Source organism: Labrenzia sp. THAF35 (assembly GCF_009363595.1).
In the GTDB taxonomy this organism is placed as follows: domain Bacteria; phylum Pseudomonadota; class Alphaproteobacteria; order Rhizobiales; family Stappiaceae; genus Roseibium; species Roseibium algicola.
Window position 1 is genome coordinate 5,031,016 of record NZ_CP045380.1, and the last position, 16,729, is coordinate 5,047,744.

Sequence of the window (16,729 nt, forward strand, 5' to 3'; positions counted from 1 at the left end):
ACCTGTACCTGGCGGATTGCCGGCCGTTGCAACACACAAAGGTGTGTCCAGGCTTGTGCCTTTCCTGATTGCCCTTTCCGGTTTGCCCGGCGTCGGCAAGTCGACGATAGCAAAGGATCTGAGCGGGCGGCTGCCCGCATTTCTTTTGCGTGTGGATGCGGTTGAAGCTGCCCTCAAACGCAGTGTCTTGAACATTCATCCGGCTGAAGACGCGGGTTACCTCGCCCTTGCTGCTATCGCTGCCGGAAACCTGGAACTTGGTCACAACGTCGTTGCCGATACGGTCAACCCGGTTGCCGAATCCAGGCAATTGTGGAGGGAAACCGCTCAATCAACCGGCGCGACACTGCTGAATGTCGAGATTGTCTGCTCGGATGAGCGCGAACACCGCAAGCGCGTTGAAAGCAGGGAAACCGAGATTGACGGACTGCCCCTGCCCCGGTGGCCTGAGGTACGAAGTCATGAATACGAACCGTGGACGGAACCATGTCTCCAGCTGGATAGTTACAGCCTGAGCGTGGGCCAATCGGTTGATACGATAACGAAGGCTTTGACAGCACTGCGGCAGAATGGCTGACATGGTTCGAAAAGGCGGCTGAACCATAGCAAGTGCTTGACTTTCGCGCTGCGATGAGTAGTTTGCGCGCTGATTTCAGACATTGGGGCAGATTCATCGCCAGCCATCTGGCCGCAAGAACTCTTTGCCCGACAACAGAGAACAGGATCCAAGGCCATGGCCAAGGCGACAACAATCAAGATCAAGCTCCTCTCCACGGCTGACACCGGCTTCTTCTATGTCACCAAGAAGAACTCCCGTACGATGACCGAGAAGATGGTCAAAAAGAAATACGACCCGGTTGCCAAGAAGCACGTCGAGTTCAAGGAAACCAAGATCAAGTAAGATCTGGTTCCAGATGATTTTTAAAGAACCCGCCGGAAACGGCGGGTTTTTTCATGCGTGGTCGAATGTGATTTTGAAATTTTGTCGGCGCAGGCCAGCGTCGTGAAACCTGTTTCCACAAATGATTACTGTGCGGACGCAGAGGCACGACGACGCAGCTTCAGCATTGCTGCTGGTGCTGCTTCTTGATTTTCGGTTGAAAGATTAGTGGTCGGCGGGAACACGGCATTCGAGGAGGCCACTCATCGGCCGGTTCCCTGCCGACCTGCCCCACGGACCCAGGAGATGCGGCGGACCTGAGCACTCCGAGGGGAAACTGTATTGCCCGTTTTTACGCTACGGCATTCTTTACCACGTCATTGAGGCGATCAGGAAAAACACTAATCTGCGGTCACACTACCTGAATGTTGCCTGATTGCAATATTTTCCGCAAAATATGCACAGAAACAATGCCGTTTTAGTAAATCCGTAACCTTAATATGAAGAGCGCGTGAACGCGAGGTTTTGCGATTCGCAGGAATTGGTTGCACGCAGCCATGCCAAACAACCGTGAAACCTTGCAGAAATCTTTACCTGCCGCAGCTCTACCGACGGCGGCCCGTTACGCTTCGCCGAGATATGCCCGAACTGTTTCCAGGAATTTCGCTACGGAGATCGGCTTGGATATGTAAGCTTCGCACCCGCCCTGCCGGATACGCTCCTCATCGCCCTTCATGGCGAAAGCGGTCACGGCGATAACCGGGATGGAAGCGATATCCTCGTCTTCCTTGATCCATTTCGTGACTTCCAGCCCCGACACTTCCGGCAGCTGAATATCCATCAGGATCAGATCGGGATGATGCTCACGGGCCAACTGCAAGGCTTCGATGCCGGTCCGGGTCTGCAATGTATTATAGCCGTGCGCTTCGAGCAGATCATGAAACAGCTTCATGTTCAGCTCGTTGTCTTCGACGATCAACACGGATTTTGCCATATGTCCGGCCCTTTACCCGGCCTCTTGCCGGTCCCATTTTATCTTCGCAGCACATTTTAGTCCGCGGTAGAACCCTTCCCCGGTCCGCATTAAATTTCTTCTAACCCGGAATCGTTTCAGAAAGGCAAAAAAACACAATGAAAAATATACAGAGCAAGTCATTGTCCGTTGAAGAAGCACAAGGAATTGCTACTGAAGCTCTTCTCCAACTCAGCCGTGACCCGGAACAGATCGGCAGGTTTCTTGCTTTTTCTGGAATTGGACCGGAAATGATTCGAGAAGCGGCGGGAGAACCGGGGTTTCTTGCCGGTGTGCTCGAGTTCTACATGATGGATGAAGCGCTGCTGCTTGCCTTTTGTGAAAATGCCGGGATACGGCCAACGATGATGGCCGCTGCACGCTACGCAATCGCCGGCGGAGACGAAGACCATGCCTGAACCGACGCAAGTGCTGCCCGAAGTTCTTGCTCAGATCCAGGCACTGCCTTTTTCGAACCGGCCTTTGATCATCTGCGATGTGGATGAAGTGATTTTGCATCTGATCGCTCATCTGGAAGACTATCTTCACGCTCGTGACCTGGCTTTCCTGAAGTACGAGTACAGGCTGACTGGCAATATTGGCCGGCGGGACAACGGTGAACCCCTGTCGTCTGACGACGTTCGCAGACTGCTTCTGGAGTTCTTCGACGAGGTCAGCCATCGTCAGGACATGGTCCCCGGCGCAGGCGATGCGCTCAATGCACTTGCACAGCAATGGGACGTTATCCTGCTGACCAATCTGCCCGGAGGTCACAACAAGCCAGTGCGGGAAAAGCTGCTCACCGGGCTCGGTATCACCTTTCCGTTGCTGACGAATTCCGGTCCCAAAGGTGGTGCGGTTGCAGCTCTGTCTCGTGGACGTCCGGAGCCGGTTGTCTTCATTGACGACAGTCCGACCAACCACACCTCCGTGAACGCGACCCTGCCGTCTGCTGTCCAGATACAGTTCATCGCAGACGCCAGATTTCTGCAGACCACTGAAAAGGCAGGTTACATCGATCTGTTGAGCAGCGATTGGCAGGAGACGGCCGCCTTTATCGGAGCTATTCTGCAGGGCTCGAACCGAAACCAGCAGAGCGGCTGATTGCCCATCCGCACCGCAGCCGATTGCCAACGCCGTGTCCCAACCCGTTCCGCCCTTACGTGCCCTTTGCCGAGACTGCGGCGCCCGCCTCGCCCCGTCGGCAGCCAGGTGCACCCGCTGCGGCAGCCCGAGGCTGGTCAAGCATCCGGAACTCGACACGCTGGCCATTGCCCACATTGATTGCGACGCCTTTTATGCCTCGATCGAAAAACGCGACAATCCGGAGCTGCAGGACCAGCCGGTAATCGTTGGCGGAGGTCAGCGCGGTGTGGTTTCCACATGCTGCTACATCGCCCGCATCTACGGTGTGCGGTCCGCAATGCCCATGTTCAAGGCGCTTGAGGCGTGCCCGCAAGCGATTGTGATCAAGCCTGACATGGCCAAATACGCGAGCGTCGGCAAGGAGATCCGTGAACGCATGCGTGCGCTCACACCCCTGGTGGAGCCTTTGTCCATCGACGAAGCCTTTCTTGATCTGACGGGCACCGAACGCCTTCACAAGAAGTCTCCGGCGGAAACACTCGCCGGCTTCATACGCGACATGGAAGCCGATATCGGCATATCGGCGTCTGTCGGCCTTGCCCCCAACAAGTTTCTGGCAAAACTTGCGTCCGATCTCGAAAAGCCGCGTGGTTTCTCCGTCATCGGCGCAGCGGAAGCGGAAGACGTTCTGGCGGCCATGCCTGTGGGCCGCATCTGGGGTGTCGGCAAGGTGTTCCAGCAGAAACTGGAGAGGGACGGCATTCGGACAATCGGACAGCTGCAGGAAATGGAAGCGACGGATCTCGCCCGCCGATACGGCACCATCGGCCTGCGTCTGGCCCGTCTTTCGCATGGAGACGACAGCCGTGAAGTCACTCCTGAACGGGGTGCAAAAAGCGTTTCCGCGGAAACCACCTTCTTCACCGACATTTCGAGTTTCGACACACTGCGTCCCATTCTCAGAAACCTGGCCGAGAAAGTGTCTGCGAGGCTCAAGAAGGCGGAACTCTCAGGGCGCGGAGTGACCTTGAAACTGAAAACCGCCGACTTCAAGACGATCACCCGCGCCAGGCATTTTTCCGATCCGACCCAATTGGCCGACAAGATCTACGCGGCGGGTGAAAATCTTCTTCAGATCGAAGCCGATGGCCGACGTTTCCGGCTTATCGGCATCGGGGTCAGCGATCTGGAAAATGCGGACCGCGCCGATCCGAGAGACCTGCTCGACCAGTCGGCCGAACGACGGAAGAATGCGGAACTGGCCGTGGATCGGCTTCGGGACAAGTTCGGAACGTCAGCTGTCGAACTCGGCCTCACGCACGCAGCGCGCGCGGCGAAGGAAGCGAAGAAGCAGGGTGACAAGTAGTGCGCCTGTCACCCGATCATTTCAAGAAGCGGTCTTGCCCGGTTACTGCTGCGGGCACTCGGTCTCATCGTAAAGCTCCAGCGATGCCATCTTGCCTTGGATGGTGAAATCGCCGTAGTCGAGCTTCAGGTGTCCGCTGATGCCGTTTTCATACAGCCAGAATGACAGCTGATAGACCGGCAGAAGCTCTCCACTTGCGTCTTCGGCACTTGGGTCGAAGTAGGCGACGGTAACGGGCCAGTAGCCCTTGCCGGACAGCGGTGCATCCACGTGGTCAGCATCGGTTTTTGCGTCGTTGACGGCTTTGGCACCGATCACCGTCGTCGTTGCATAAACCTTTTCTCCGGTTTCGGCGCCGTCATAGATGTCGGCTGCAACAAAATGGACGCCCGCCTCGGCTGACTTCATGATCGTCAGAAGATGCTCCGTCGGAAACAGCACTTCCCGGCCAATCTCCAGCGATTTTTCCGAAGGTTCCTTCAGTTCGACAGTACGTGCTTTCTTTCCGCTCCGTGCGGTTCCACGGGTCGCTTCGACCAGTTTCTGATCGACAAAGGTCTTGGAGAGGAACTGGTAGCTCTCGGCGCGTGGCTCTTCGAAGGAAGTCGTCTGCAGATCAGTGATCTGTGAACCACCGTCGGTATTCTGGAACTCGGTGACAAAGCGGAAGTTGACGCTGTAGCCTTCGCAGGCGCTTCCGGAGAAATCGTAGACCATGCGTCCGTTGAGGCCCGCGATCCCGGCTTGCTCCTCGCTGTCTCCCAGGTTCATGTCGTAAACGGCGCGATGGGGCACGAGTTTAAAGCCGACAGTGCCGCTCGCATCGGCGTCGGTCGCGCCAGACACCGCATAAGCTGCGGCGGCCAAAACGATCGCACCAACGGTCGAGGACACTGACTTCGGAACGCATTGCATCAAAAAAACCTCATTCTCGTCCTGGTGGAAACGCCACCTGGACCGGTTCCACACATTATGCGGCAAACTGCACATTCCGCCACCGCGAATGTGCAGCCATGCCCCAAGCCCCGCTGGCCTGTTATTTCACAAATCGTCCTTCTCAAGTGGTGACCGTGGCAATCGAAACCAAGCTCCTCCACAGTTTCCTTTTACCGTACACACCCCATTTTGACCTTGTCACCTGTGACGAATTACGCCAAGACACGCCGAAAGCTCTCAAACTTGGAGATCCCCATGAGCAGCGCGATCGAAGCCCGGCTGAACGAACTTGGCATCACACTTCCGGAAGCGGCGGCACCCGCGGCCAACTATGTGCCTTTCCTGCAGACCGGCAATCAGCTGTTCGTTTCCGGCCAGTTGCCGATGGCAGGCGGCAAGCTTCAGATCTCCGGCAAGCTGGGTGACGGTCTGGGCATCGACGAAGGCAAGGCCGCTGCCAAGCTGTGCGCCATCAACCTGCTTGCCCAGGCTAAGGCTGCCACCGGAAATCTCGACAAGGTTGCCCGACTGGTGAAGATCGTCGGCTTCGTGAACTCCACGGCCGAATTCGTCGACCAGCCGCAGGTCATCAACGGCGCTTCCGACTTCCTGGTAGAGGCGATGGGCGAAAAGGGCCGCCATGCGCGCTCCGCCGTCAGCGCCGCGTCCCTGCCCTTCGGTGCTGCTGTCGAGATCGAAGCGATTTTCGAAATCGAAGACTGACTGATTGCGGGGAGCCTGGCCTCCCCCACTCTCTTCCCGAAGCCACACCGGCCGGTGAGGCATTTTCCTTCCTGACGAGCCCCCGCCATGACACCGGAACTCGAAGCCATCTTCGCCCGCCCGATCGCCCATCGGGGTTATCACGATGCCGACAACGGCGTCATTGAGAATACGCCTACCGCAATTCAGCATGCGATCGACAAGAATTTCGCGATCGAGGTGGATGTTCAGGAAACGGCAGACGGTGAAGCTCTGGTGTTCCATGACTACACGCTGGAGCGCCTTGCGGAGGGAACCGGCAGGGTTATCGATCTGGCCGCATCCGAGCTCACCAGCATTCACATGAAGACCGGAACAGACAAGCTCTGGCTCCTGAAGGACCTGTTCGATCTTGTCGACGGCCGCGTCCCGCTGGTGGTCGAGATCAAGTCGTTGATGCGCCGTGATGCGCAAATGGACTTTGTCCGGCACGTGACGGACCAGGTGGCGGGCTACAAGGGCCCTGCATGCATCAAGTCATTCGACCCGGACATGTTGTCCATTGCAAAGGCACGCAACGCCTCGGTACTGCGCGGTATCGTTGCCGACGGCGCCGAGCCCGGACCTGACTATGCCCGCTACAGCCGTGTCGACCGGTTCATCCTGCGCCATATCCTGCATGCACCGCGCACGCGCCCGCATTTCATTTCCTACGGTGTCAAGGACCTGCCAAAGGCCGGACCCAGTCTGCTACGCTCTGTGTTCAAGGTGCCACTGATGTCCTGGACGGTGAGAACCACCGAACAACGTGAAAAGGCCGATCGCTACGCAGACCAGATCGTTTTCGAGGGCTTTGATCCGGACAGGAGCGCAGCCCGTTCCCTTTAGAAATAACCATTACACGACATCAACCTCTTGCGCTGCAAAATGCCAGCGCTACATCAAGAGTATGGTTTCAAACTTTGGTTTCTTCTGACGCATGACCTCCTCCCGGTCCACGGACGGCAACTCCCCGGCTACAGATGACGGCGGACAGACAGCGACCTTGCGAATCCTGTCTTCCTTGAAGGATGTCACTGCCTCCAACTGGGATCAGGTGGCCAATCCAGGCTGGCAGCTTTCCGGACGGGGGCTCTTGAAGAAAGACCCGAAATGCGAGGCGCTGGCCGAGCTTTCCGGGGCACTTGGCGGCAGTTCCGAATTTGCCGGTGAGGACATCGATTTCAACCCGTTTCTGTCCCACGCTTTTCTGGAGGCTCTGGAGGCTTCCGGATGTGCAACGGAAGCGACAGGCTGGCTGCCCAGACACATGGTGCTGGAAGATAGCGGCGGCGAGGTCCTCGGTGCCGTGCCGGCTTATCTCAAGAGCCATTCGCAAGGCGAATATGTGTTCGACCACGGTTGGGCCGACGCCTTCTACCGTGCAGGCGGTGACTATTATCCCAAACTTCAGATCAGCGTGCCCTTCACGCCGGCAACCGGACGCCGGTTTCTGACAGGTGCCGGTGTCAACCGTGAAGCGGGCCTGCAAGCGCTTGCCGCCGGTCTGGTACAGGTATGTCAGCGCTCCGGGGCTTCATCCGTGCATGCCACTTTCCTGACCAAACCGGAATGGGACAGTCTGGGTGAACTAGGATATCTGCAACGGACCGATCAGCAGTTTCACTGGGAAAACCACGGTTACGACAATTTCGATGGCTTTCTGGCAGATCTGGCGTCGCGCAAGCGCAAGGCCGTCAAGAAAGAGCGGCGCGAAGCCCTGAGCGCAGAGGGCATTGAGGTGGAATGGGTCACTGGGTCCGATCTGACCGAGGCCCATTGGGACGCCTTCTACAAATTTTACATGGACACGGGTTCACGGAAGTGGGGCCGCCCCTATCTGAACAGAAAATTCTATTCGCTGATCAATGAGAGGCTGGCTGACCGCACCTTGCTGGTTCTTGCCAAACGGCATGGCCAATACATTGCCGGTGCCCTCAACTTCATCGGCTCGCACACCTTGTTCGGGCGCCATTGGGGCTGCACCGAGCACCACCCGTTCCTGCATTTCGAGCTCTGCTACTACCAGGCGATCGACTTTGCCATCGCCAACAAGTTGAAGCGCGTTGAAGCCGGCGCTCAAGGTGCCCACAAGCTGGCGCGCGGCTATCTGCCGACCACAACCTATTCCGCCCACTGGATCGCCCATGAAGGGCTACATCAGGCTGTCGCAGATTTTCTGGAACACGAACGCCTTGCCGTCGAACGCGAGAACGAGGCGCTGGCCGAACACGCACCATTCCGCAAGATCGACCAAGAGACCTGAACCTTGGTGTGCGCTTAGCAATCAAGCCGCATTTCGTATTGTTGTAGCAGCTCTTCCGCACCTGACAGGCGCAGGAATGCGTTGGCGCTTTGCGCAGCGGTGTCGACGTTGACAAACCGTAGTTCGGATCCGCCCAGGGCCTCCATCAGCCCCTGCAACAAGGTTCGGCCAATGCCTTGGCGACGATGGTTCTTGTGAACGGCGATCTGCGCGACCGCGCCATCGGCAAAACTCGCCCCCCACCCCAGAATTTCATCGTCATGGCGAACAGCCAGAAGATGGATATCCGGGCTCAAACCACCAAGCCCGGCAATACTGTTCTGGGGGGTCGGCAAGGTATCGAAATAGGGGCCGGTATCATCGGGAAGATCGTTCAACCCGATCCGCTCGGGCACCCACACTCCGACCTGCGCCTTGAGCGCCTTGCTGTTCACGAGCCGAAAGACACCAAGTGTCCTTTCGCGGCGAAAGCCAAAGGCTTCATAAGCAGCAACCGCCTTTTCGTTTGTCGTGATGACCTCAAGCTGCAGGCCTTTCGCCCCAACCTCAAGCTGCTTTTCGATCACCGCTGCAAGAAGCTTTCTCGACAGGCCTTTGCGACGATGCGCAGGACTGGTCCCGACGGACAACGTATAGGCCCTGTCGCCATAACTGGAGTTCGGTAAGCTCGAAAACCAGAAGGCTGCAATCTCTTCCCCTGCCATCGCAACGAAGGAATGCTCTGCCGAAAACCCGCGCTGGCGCTGAAACTCACGGAAATCCTTCTCGCTCAGATGGAGTGGCGTGACGTAATCCGAGAAAGCAATGTTTAAGGCCTCGCACAGCTGGTCAGCACCAAACGAGCGGCAATCGACAATCTGGTAGGACATGGAAGTTTCCGAAAAATGCGGGAAGTCTCGCAAGGAACCTCCGGTCCCTGTTCCAGGAACCCGGAGCAATGTGCAACGCCGGTCCTTCATGACCGGCGCCATCACGATTTCTGTCATGAAGGTCAGTCAGTCGTAGGCGTCCACGACGTCGTACATTACCGGTTCGAAACTCTTGCACAATGAACTGATACGCCGGTTGCGCTCACGCATTTCCGGTGAACGCAACATGGCCAGGAAATCCTCCCGTCGGCGCCACTGCGAATAATTGGCGATACGGGTTTGAGCATCGTTGACATGCAGCCCGGCACCAATGAAGCCCGGCTGATGGCTAATGAAATTCTCGTAGGCGTCCTTCAGTTCGTCCAGAAGGTCGTAGCATGTGCCCGGTGTCATTTCGAAAGTGGTAATGACGGTCTGGCAATCGCGGTCGCTTGAAATTTCAGGCATGGGCTCTCCTCCTCCGCCGGTACGTCCGAGGCTGGCACGTTTTTAGCGGACCGGCAATATGGGGAGGATTACGTGGCACGGCGGACCATCAATTCTGCTTTACGGCTTTACACTTCCAAATACCTTTGTGAGCCTCTTTCAGGCCGGCTCGACACCCTCAACTTTCATGCTGTTCACCGCCTGGAGCGCAAGGGTCAGCAGGTTTTCGAAATGGGTGGTTCGGGAAGACCCGCATCGCCAGACGAGATGCATCGTCCGGCGCATCGGCAAGCCCTCGATCTTCTTCAACAGAAGATCCGGCTCCTTTCCGAACTCGGACGCAATGTAAGCGGCGGGAAAGAGTGCCAGCCCCATGCCGATCGAAGCCATCTGGCGTAAGGCATCAAGGCTTGTGCCTTCATAGTCCTGCCGAAAGTCCGCACCCGCGGCATGTGCCAACGCCTGAACATCGTTGTGGAGGCGAAACCCCTGACCGAGTGCAAGCAGCTTCTCGCCGCGCAACATATCCACCGGGATCACTTCGACACCAGCCAAGGGGTGCGACTTCGGCACGGCAAGTGAAACGCTTTCCCGGCACAGCACCTGTGCCGTCCACTGATCCGATGACGCAAAATCCGGTGTCAGAATGCAGTCGAGCGCACCGGACATCAGTCCCTCTTCCAGGAGATTGGGCCTGTCTTCGCGGATGTAGAGCTCGAGAAGCGGAAATTCACGTTTCAGGATTGGCAACAGGTAGGGCATGAAATACGGCCCGAATGTGGGCGAGACCCCAAGGCGGATCAGACCGCCGAGATTGGATTGCCCTGCCTGGGCGACAGTCACGATTTCGTCGAGATTTTCTAGGGTACGCCGTGCAAGCGGCAGCAGGCGCTCACCGGAGGCCGTCAGGCTGATCCCCCCACTGCCGCGCTCCAGCAAGGTGCAGCCAAGTTGCTCTTCAAGCAGCTTGAATTGCGCTGAAAGCGTCGGCTGCGAGACGTGGCAGCGAGAGGCAGCCCTGCCGAAGTGCAAGGTTTCTGCAAGTGCAACGAAATACTCCAGCTGCCGTGACGATGGCCGAAACCGCATGTCGCCTCCCTGAATGATAGAAAATTTCTATCAATTCAATTGAAACAATGTATTTCATCTATTCCCTCCTCGTATCCATATCAAGGGTGTCGAAGACACAGCCCACGAAAGAGGAGCAGGCGATGTACAACAGACTGAAGTCGCTGCGCAGCCAGCACAACACCCTGGATTCCCTGATCCGCAGAGAGGAAATGCACCCTTATCCGGATACGCAGCACATACGGTCGTTGAAGAAATTCAAGCTTCGGTTACGGGATGAGATTACCCGGATCGAGACCAATCTGAGCTCCTCTCAGCTGGTCTATTGACCGACAACACAACGCCAATCGGGAGGTTTTGAATGAATCCGTTCCTGCCATTCTTTTCACCCTTTGCGGCCCTGCAGCGCACGCCTTCCAGACAGTCCCGCCTGAAGGATATCGATGCTCGCATGGCCTCGTTCCTGCGCGAGAAACAGACGTCGGGCGCCGCCTGCCCAAAGGTGCTCGACAACGTCAAGACCGCAAGAAGCACAGTCCAGCGCGAGATGGTCTCGGCACGTTAGAACCACGTCCCGAAAAGAGGACGGGTTCCCGGCCCCAACCGGATTTCCGCCATCCGGACCACGCTGACCATCCAGCTGGACATCCCGCCCGCAGGCCTCGCGGGCGGGTTTTCTTTTTCGTTGCCTTGCCGTAAGCCGCGCTTTCTAATTCAGATCGAAACAGTGTTTCGGCAACGGTTCAGGGAAACCCGCATGACCTCATCGCCCTACTACTTTCCAAGCGGCGGTCACCCGCCACAAACCCAGCTGCTGACCGACCGGGCCGTCTTCACGGAGGCTTATGCCGTCATCCCGAAGGGAACGATGCGTGACATCGTCACCAGTTATCTGCCGTTCTGGGAAAAGACCCGGCTTTGGGTGCTGTCACGCCCTCTCTCCGGATTTGCAGAGACCTTCTCCCAATACATCATGGAAGTGCAGCCGGGCGGCGGCAGCAATAACCCTGAGCAGGACGCCGATGCAGAAGCCGTTCTCTTCGTGGTGCAAGGAAAACTGACGCTGACAATCGAGGGGACTGTGCACGTACTGGAAGACGGTGGATACGCCTATCTACCGGCCGGTTGTGCCTGGACGGTCGAAAATTCGGCCGATGCTCCAGTCCGGTTTCACTGGATCCGGAAAGCCTACGAAGCAGTCGAGGGAATGGCTGCCCCGGATGCATTCGTAACGAACGAAAAACAGATCAAGCCGACCGAAATGCCGGGGACGGACGGCAAGTGGGCAACCACCCGTTTCGTCGCTCCGGAAGACCTGCGTCATGACATGCATGTGACCATCGTCACCTTCGAACCGGGTGCCGTTATCCCGTTTGCCGAAACCCATGTGATGGAGCACGGGCTTTACGTGCTGGAGGGCAAAGCCGTCTACAGGCTCAATCAGGACTGGGTCGAGGTTGAAGCCGGTGACTACATGTGGCTGCGCGCCTTCTGCCCGCAAGCCTGTTATGCCGGCGGGCCAGGCAAGTTCCGCTATCTGCTCTACAAGGATGTCAACCGGCACATGAAACTCAGTCGCGGCTGAAAGGCAGACTGAGAAAATGAGTCCGGATACGTCGACAAGATATTGATATCACGAGACTAGATGGCTCTGGAGGCCATAGCGAAAACCGGAACGGCATTTCCGTGTTTCCTGCACTCCCTGGCGTGACGGGTTGGTCCCATGATCAAGCCATGGGGGCCCGGTGTTGGTTGGCGTTGGGATGTCATTTGAGAGAAAGACAAAAGGCGGCTCGAAGGCCGCCTTTCAAGTTTGTGAGTGACCGCGTCTGGGGTTACTTGGCCGGAACAGCATCCGCAGGGACTGACGGCTCCGCCTTCGTCTTGTCCTTCTTCGGCGGGCGAACCCGGAAGAACAGGGCATAGAGCACGGGTGCGGCAATCAGGGTCAGCACGGTGGCAAACGCCAGACCACCCATGATCGTCACTGCCATGCCTCGGAAGAAGGCATCCGACAGAAGCGGTGCCATGCCGAGGATGGTGGTAATCGCCGCCAGCATCACTGGCCGCATACGCGAGACGCTGGCATCGATGATTGCCTGGTATTTGTCCCTGCCCTCGCCAATCAGAAGATCGATCTCTTCCAGAAGCACGATGGCATTCTTGATCAACATGCCGGAAAGCGACAGGAAGCCCAGCAGCGACATGAAGCCGAAGGCCGTGTCCGTGGCCAGCAAGGCAATCGCAACACCATTGATCGACATGGGCACCATCAGCCAGATGATCAGCGGCTGACGCACGGAGCCGAACAGCAGGATCGAGATGATCAGCATGACCAGGAAACCGAGCGGCAGCTGCGCACCCAGAGATTCCTGCGCATCGTTGGTGCTTTCATATTCACCGCCCCACTCCAGCGCATAGCCCGGCGGCAGCTCGATGGCCTCGATTTGCGGACGGACCCTTGCAAGAGCAGCAGTCGCGGTTTCGCCCGCAGTCGTCTCAGCCTTCACCGTAAGCGTACGCACGCGATCACGGCGATGGATGAGCGTATCCTGAGGCTCCATCACGAATTCCCGCACAACCTGCTCGATCGGCACATAGCGGCGTTCATTGCTGCTCAGGACCAGGGAGTCCGACACGCTCTCGTTGACGGAGATGCCGTTCTGCTCGGCCTTGCGGGCGACAATCGGAATGCTCTCGTCGACATCTCGGTAGGAGCCGACACGAATGCCTTCAGTCGAAAATTGCAGGGCGACCGACAGCTCCTCGCGGGTCACGCCGGAAATTCGGGCGCGGTCTTCATCGAAGATCGGCCGCACGACAAGTTCGCGCTGGCGCCAGTTTGTGTTGACGTCTGCAAGCTTGTTGTCAGGCATCGCGAAGATCGCCTGCGCCTCGTTACCGAGCCGCTTGAGCTCATCCGCATCCGGACCGGAGAACCGTGCCTCGATCTTGGCACCGCCACCGGGACCGAACACCAGGCGCTTGGTGATGATCTGAGCAGACGGGAAACGTTCGGCGAACTGCTCCCTCAACTCAAGCGCCAGCATGTCGATCTCTTCACGATCATGCGTCCGGATGATCATGTGGCCATAGGCCGGGTTGGCGTCTTCCGGTGCGTAGGTCAGCATGAAACGCGTTGCACCACCGCCCGCAAAGCTTGTGACGGTTGCGACCCGCTCATCCGTGAGGACGATTTTCTCCATCTCCTTCAGGTCCGCCTCGGTCGACCGGATATCGGTTCCCTGGGGTGACCAGTAGTGGACGTAGAAGATCGGTGTGTTGCTGTCCGGAAAGAAGGCCTGCTTCACGTTGCCGAAGGCCATGACACAGATAACCGTGATCCCGACAAGGGCGGCAACGGTCAGCAGCCGGACATGCAGGGAACCGATCAGAATCCCGCGATAGGCCTTGTAGAGAATGCCCTTGTAAGGGTCATGATCGTCCAGATTGCCGGTGGCGGTTCTGAAGAAGTACTTGCCGAACAGCGGGGTCACAGTGATCGCGAAGACCCACGACAACAGCAGCGATATTCCGATCACGGCAAACAACGAGAACAGAAACTCACCGGTAGCATCCGGCGACAGGCCGATGCCGGAAAATGCCATGATACCGATGACGGTTGCCCCCAGCAGGGGCCACATGGTCTGAGCGACGACGCGGCTGGCCGCCTCGATCGCCTTCTGGCCACGCTGCATGTTGATCATCATGCCTTCCGCAACCACGATGGCGTTGTCCACCAGCATGCCCATGGCAATGATAAGCGCACCGAGCGAGATGCGCTCCATCTCGATGGCGAAGATGCGCATGAACAGAACGGTGGCCATCACGGTCAACAGAAGCACCGTGCCGACCACGATTGCCGCGCGCCACCCCATGAACAGCGCCAGAACACCGATCACGATCACGACGGAGGCCGCAAGGTTCATGATGAAGCCGTTTACGGATTCATCGACCACGATATTCTGCTCGTAGATGGGATGGATCTGCATGCCGACCGGCAATTGCGCTTCGACGGCGGCAAGCTTCTCGATCACCCGTTCGCCGACTTCGACAATATTGGTGCCATCGACCTGAGACACGCCGATCGTCACTGCCGCGTGACCATCATGGCGTATCAACCTGTCCGGCTTCTCCGGCTCGCCCAACTCCAGTGTCGCAATGTCGGACAGGCGGATCATTGCCGTCGACCCTGCCCTGCCGATGACAAGATCCTGAATGCCGCGGAAGTCGTCAAAGGCGGAAGCCGTCATGAGGCGAATGCGTTTGTCACCTGAAACACCCGACCCGTTGGTCTGAATACGGTTTTCCGCATCCAGCACACCGATCACATCGGTGAAGGTGATGCCGAGCCCGGCCATCTTGTCCTGATTGACATTCAGGTAGATGACATCCTGCGGTTCGCCGGCAACTTCCACCTTGCCGACCCCGGGAACAGTCAGGAGTTCGCGTCGGATACGCTTGACCGTGTCGCGAATGTCCCGGTTGGTGTAACCGTCGGCAGTGAAGGCGTAGAAAAGGCCATAAACATCGCCGAAATCGTCATAGACCAGCGGCGTTCCCGCCCCTGTCGGCAGGTTCCGGACTTCGTCATTGACCTTGCGCCTCAATTCGTCCCAGACCTGAGGCAATTCCTCGCCGTCGTAGGTTGGCTTGATTTCGACGCTGATGCGCGACAAGCCGGGCTCCGACACGGATGTGATCAGATCCAGTTGCGGCATCTGCTGGATGGCCGTTTCGAGGTTTTCGGTAATTTCGTTTTCGACTTCAGCCGCAGTTGCGCCTGGATAGCTGGTGATCACCTGAGCCTGCTTGATGGTGAACGCAGGATCTTCCAGCCGCCCCACGGTGGACAGGCCCCAGAGCCCGCCCAGAAGCGACATGATCACGATCATCCAGGTGTTGACCGGCTTTTGAATGGAGTAGCGTGCAATATCCAAGGTTTCTGATCCTCTTGCCTGTCCGGAACCGGATCAGTTCAAACGCCGCACGACCTGGCCGTCGCTGAGATAGGCGACGCCGGCGGAAACGATGTCATCGCCTTTGTCCAGGCCGGAGCGGACCGGAATGAAGTCACCCATGACCGTGCCGATTTCGACCGGGTTCTTGGACACGGCGCCCGTGTCGGCATCGAATTTCCAGACGTAGGCGCTGCCATCACCGTCGACGGCAATTGCGCTTGAGGGCACCAGGAACTGTTCTCCCAGTTCCAGACCTTCCGGCAGAAACTTCACGGTGACAGAAGCCGTCATGCCGGGTGACAGCTGCTCTGCGCCGTCGCGAGGCATGGCAAGGGTGATACGATAGGTTTGCGCCACATCGTCGACCTGGCTGGAATGCTCGCGGTAGGTCAGCGGAAACAGCTTGTCGCCATAGGCCGGGAACCTTGCCTCGATCGAGGCCACTTCAGATTCAGATACCCGTCCGAACAGCGCCTCGGCAACGTTGATGTCCACCTGCACTTCAGACACATCGTGAAGCCGCACAACCGGTGTGCCGACACTGACCGTGGTGAAATTGTCGACCAGTCGTACAGAGACGATCCCGTCGAAAGGTGCTTTCAACGTGGTGTATTCGAGGTTCTGCTTGGCTTCCTTCAACGTCTCAAGCGCAAGGTCGTGCTTGTTCTTTTGCTCGTCGTAGGCGGACTGTGAGATCACGGAGCGTTCGCGCAGGGTTTCCAGCCGGTCGAGTTCCCTCTTTGCCTGCTCGGCATTGATCGTCGCCTCGCGGACGGCACGGTCGTAGTCAGTCGTGTCCAGCGTGGCGATCAGGTCGCCCTCTTTCACGCGCTGGCTTTCCAGAACCGGAAGCGCCACAAGCTTGCCCGGCACCTGAAAGGACAGGTCGACGGTCTTTACCGCCGCAACCCGGCCCGCGAACCGCCGCTCCAGCAGACCTATCTGGTCTGTCACCGTAAAGATCTTCGCAGGTCTCGGCGCGGCGTGAAGCTTTGCTTCTGCTTCGGAAACCGGATCAACTGCGTCTTCCTGGCAGGCCGTGAGCATCCCCGCAGCAAACAGGAGGGCGACCCAACGGCGGATTGGGGCTTTGTGAAGTGCCAGCATTTGGTCTTCCG

At 57.8% G+C, this 16,729-nt stretch carries 18 protein-coding genes; 11 read left to right on the plus strand and 7 right to left on the minus strand.

The genetic code is table 11. The features are described from left to right. Positions 1 to 43: 43 nt before the first annotated feature. Together FIU93_RS23145 and rpmG are read left to right on the plus strand one after the other, a co-directional pair. A complete protein-coding gene (locus FIU93_RS23145) occupies positions 44 to 577 on the plus strand; it encodes an AAA family ATPase (protein WP_286202380.1) in 534 nt (177 codons plus the stop codon). Positions 578 to 733: 156 nt separating this feature from the next. Further along, entirely contained in the window at positions 734 to 901 is a 168-nt protein-coding gene (gene rpmG, locus FIU93_RS23150) for a 50S ribosomal protein L33 (protein WP_023004047.1), read from the plus strand. A 601-nt stretch (positions 902 to 1,502) separates the two neighbouring features. Here the strand turns inward: rpmG and FIU93_RS23155 are convergent. Next, complete coding sequence (locus tag FIU93_RS23155) at positions 1,503 to 1,874, minus strand: response regulator (protein ID WP_006934912.1); 372 nt, start codon at positions 1,872 to 1,874, stop codon at positions 1,503 to 1,505. A gap of 137 nt (positions 1,875 to 2,011) precedes the next feature. On the opposite strand from FIU93_RS23155, the gene FIU93_RS23160 reads away from it, so the two are divergent. The 3 genes from FIU93_RS23160 to FIU93_RS23170 are packed head-to-tail and all read left to right on the plus strand — an operon-like array spanning position 2,012 to position 4,344. Beyond that, positions 2,012 to 2,311 (plus strand): DUF3572 domain-containing protein, encoded by a 300-nt coding sequence (locus FIU93_RS23160; RefSeq protein WP_023004046.1) that lies wholly within the window; start codon positions 2,012 to 2,014, stop codon positions 2,309 to 2,311. Then, positions 2,304 to 2,996, plus strand: a complete 693-nt coding sequence (locus FIU93_RS23165) for an HAD family hydrolase (protein WP_023004045.1) — start codon at positions 2,304 to 2,306, stop codon at positions 2,994 to 2,996. The genes FIU93_RS23160 and FIU93_RS23165 overlap by 8 nt, the downstream gene beginning before the upstream one ends. A 34-nt stretch (positions 2,997 to 3,030) precedes the next feature. Continuing rightward, positions 3,031 to 4,344: a DNA polymerase IV gene (locus FIU93_RS23170; protein ID WP_075281596.1), complete on the plus strand. Its 1,314-nt coding sequence runs from the start codon at positions 3,031 to 3,033 to the stop codon at positions 4,342 to 4,344. 42 nt (positions 4,345 to 4,386) lie between these two features. On the opposite strand, the gene FIU93_RS23175 is transcribed toward FIU93_RS23170, so the two are convergent. Continuing rightward, positions 4,387 to 5,259 (minus strand): cell envelope integrity EipB family protein, encoded by an 873-nt coding sequence (locus FIU93_RS23175; protein ID WP_209010215.1) that lies wholly within the window; start codon positions 5,257 to 5,259, stop codon positions 4,387 to 4,389. Between the two features lie 276 nt (positions 5,260 to 5,535). Here FIU93_RS23175 and FIU93_RS23180 point away from each other — a divergent pair, with 276 nt between their 5' ends. From FIU93_RS23180 to FIU93_RS23190, 3 genes are all read left to right on the plus strand, one after another. Continuing rightward, positions 5,536 to 6,003 carry a RidA family protein gene (locus FIU93_RS23180; protein WP_023004042.1) on the plus strand — a complete coding sequence of 156 codons (468 nt, stop codon included), beginning with the start codon at positions 5,536 to 5,538 and terminating at the stop codon, positions 6,001 to 6,003. 87 nt (positions 6,004 to 6,090) lie between these two features. Then, complete coding sequence (locus FIU93_RS23185; RefSeq protein ID WP_023004041.1) at positions 6,091 to 6,870, plus strand: glycerophosphodiester phosphodiesterase family protein; 780 nt, start codon at positions 6,091 to 6,093, stop codon at positions 6,868 to 6,870. Between the two features lie 91 nt (positions 6,871 to 6,961). Then, a complete protein-coding gene (locus FIU93_RS23190; RefSeq protein ID WP_023004040.1) occupies positions 6,962 to 8,287 on the plus strand; it encodes a GNAT family N-acetyltransferase in 1,326 nt (441 codons plus the stop codon). Between the two features lie 14 nt (positions 8,288 to 8,301). On the opposite strand, the gene FIU93_RS23195 is transcribed toward FIU93_RS23190, so the two are convergent. From FIU93_RS23195 to FIU93_RS23205, 3 genes are all read right to left on the minus strand, one after another. Next, the gene (locus FIU93_RS23195; protein ID WP_173017395.1) at positions 8,302 to 9,156 is read right to left on the minus strand and encodes a GNAT family N-acetyltransferase; all 855 of its coding nucleotides are present in this window, start codon (positions 9,154 to 9,156) and stop codon (positions 8,302 to 8,304) included. Between the two features lie 126 nt (positions 9,157 to 9,282). Further along, the gene (locus FIU93_RS23200; protein ID WP_055653719.1) at positions 9,283 to 9,603 is read right to left on the minus strand and encodes an antibiotic biosynthesis monooxygenase family protein; all 321 of its coding nucleotides are present in this window, start codon (positions 9,601 to 9,603) and stop codon (positions 9,283 to 9,285) included. A 138-nt stretch (positions 9,604 to 9,741) separates the two neighbouring features. Next, positions 9,742 to 10,671 carry a LysR substrate-binding domain-containing protein gene (locus FIU93_RS23205; protein WP_152506904.1) on the minus strand — a complete coding sequence of 310 codons (930 nt, stop codon included), beginning with the start codon at positions 10,669 to 10,671 and terminating at the stop codon, positions 9,742 to 9,744. A 122-nt stretch (positions 10,672 to 10,793) separates the two neighbouring features. Between FIU93_RS23205 and FIU93_RS23210 the strand changes: the two genes are divergently transcribed. The 3 genes from FIU93_RS23210 (at position 10,794) to FIU93_RS23220 (ending at position 12,235) form a co-directional block, all read left to right on the plus strand. Next, positions 10,794 to 10,979: a YdcH family protein gene (locus tag FIU93_RS23210; protein ID WP_031270751.1), complete on the plus strand. Its 186-nt coding sequence runs from the start codon at positions 10,794 to 10,796 to the stop codon at positions 10,977 to 10,979. A gap of 32 nt (positions 10,980 to 11,011) precedes the next feature. Beyond that, entirely contained in the window at positions 11,012 to 11,215 is a 204-nt protein-coding gene (locus FIU93_RS23215; RefSeq protein ID WP_055653717.1) for a hypothetical protein, read from the plus strand. A 192-nt stretch (positions 11,216 to 11,407) separates the two neighbouring features. After that, positions 11,408 to 12,235, plus strand: coding sequence for a bifunctional allantoicase/(S)-ureidoglycine aminohydrolase (locus FIU93_RS23220; protein WP_152506905.1), 828 nt, complete (start codon positions 11,408 to 11,410; stop codon positions 12,233 to 12,235). Positions 12,236 to 12,485: 250 nt separating this feature from the next. Here the strand turns inward: FIU93_RS23220 and FIU93_RS23225 are convergent, their stop codons facing one another. Both FIU93_RS23225 and FIU93_RS23230 read right to left on the minus strand, forming a co-directional pair. Beyond that, positions 12,486 to 15,590 (minus strand): efflux RND transporter permease subunit, encoded by a 3,105-nt coding sequence (locus tag FIU93_RS23225; protein ID WP_152506906.1) that lies wholly within the window; start codon positions 15,588 to 15,590, stop codon positions 12,486 to 12,488. 33 nt (positions 15,591 to 15,623) lie between these two features. Continuing rightward, positions 15,624 to 16,718 (minus strand): efflux RND transporter periplasmic adaptor subunit, encoded by a 1,095-nt coding sequence (locus FIU93_RS23230; RefSeq protein ID WP_152506907.1) that lies wholly within the window; start codon positions 16,716 to 16,718, stop codon positions 15,624 to 15,626. Positions 16,719 to 16,729 lie beyond the last annotated feature (11 nt).

Coding starts and splice junctions, on each gene's coding strand:
- FIU93_RS23230 (WP_152506907.1), bottom strand. CDS start 16,718: ATGCTGGCACTTCACAAAGCCCCAATCCGCCGTTGGGTCGCCCTCCTG.
- rpmG (WP_023004047.1), top strand. CDS start 734: ATGGCCAAGGCGACAACAATCAAGATCAAGCTCCTCTCCACGGCTGAC.
- FIU93_RS23180 (WP_023004042.1), top strand. CDS start 5,536: ATGAGCAGCGCGATCGAAGCCCGGCTGAACGAACTTGGCATCACACTT.
- FIU93_RS23165 (WP_023004045.1), top strand. CDS start 2,304: ATGCCTGAACCGACGCAAGTGCTGCCCGAAGTTCTTGCTCAGATCCAG.
- FIU93_RS23155 (WP_006934912.1), bottom strand. CDS start 1,874: ATGGCAAAATCCGTGTTGATCGTCGAAGACAACGAGCTGAACATGAAG.
- FIU93_RS23220 (WP_152506905.1), top strand. CDS start 11,408: ATGACCTCATCGCCCTACTACTTTCCAAGCGGCGGTCACCCGCCACAA.
- FIU93_RS23200 (WP_055653719.1), bottom strand. CDS start 9,603: ATGCCTGAAATTTCAAGCGACCGCGATTGCCAGACCGTCATTACCACT.
- FIU93_RS23195 (WP_173017395.1), bottom strand. CDS start 9,156: ATGTCCTACCAGATTGTCGATTGCCGCTCGTTTGGTGCTGACCAGCTG.
- FIU93_RS23205 (WP_152506904.1), bottom strand. CDS start 10,671: ATGCGGTTTCGGCCATCGTCACGGCAGCTGGAGTATTTCGTTGCACTT.
- FIU93_RS23210 (WP_031270751.1), top strand. CDS start 10,794: ATGTACAACAGACTGAAGTCGCTGCGCAGCCAGCACAACACCCTGGAT.
- FIU93_RS23160 (WP_023004046.1), top strand. CDS start 2,012: ATGAAAAATATACAGAGCAAGTCATTGTCCGTTGAAGAAGCACAAGGA.
- FIU93_RS23215 (WP_055653717.1), top strand. CDS start 11,012: ATGAATCCGTTCCTGCCATTCTTTTCACCCTTTGCGGCCCTGCAGCGC.
- FIU93_RS23185 (WP_023004041.1), top strand. CDS start 6,091: ATGACACCGGAACTCGAAGCCATCTTCGCCCGCCCGATCGCCCATCGG.
- FIU93_RS23190 (WP_023004040.1), top strand. CDS start 6,962: ATGACCTCCTCCCGGTCCACGGACGGCAACTCCCCGGCTACAGATGAC.
- FIU93_RS23175 (WP_209010215.1), bottom strand. CDS start 5,259: ATGCAATGCGTTCCGAAGTCAGTGTCCTCGACCGTTGGTGCGATCGTT.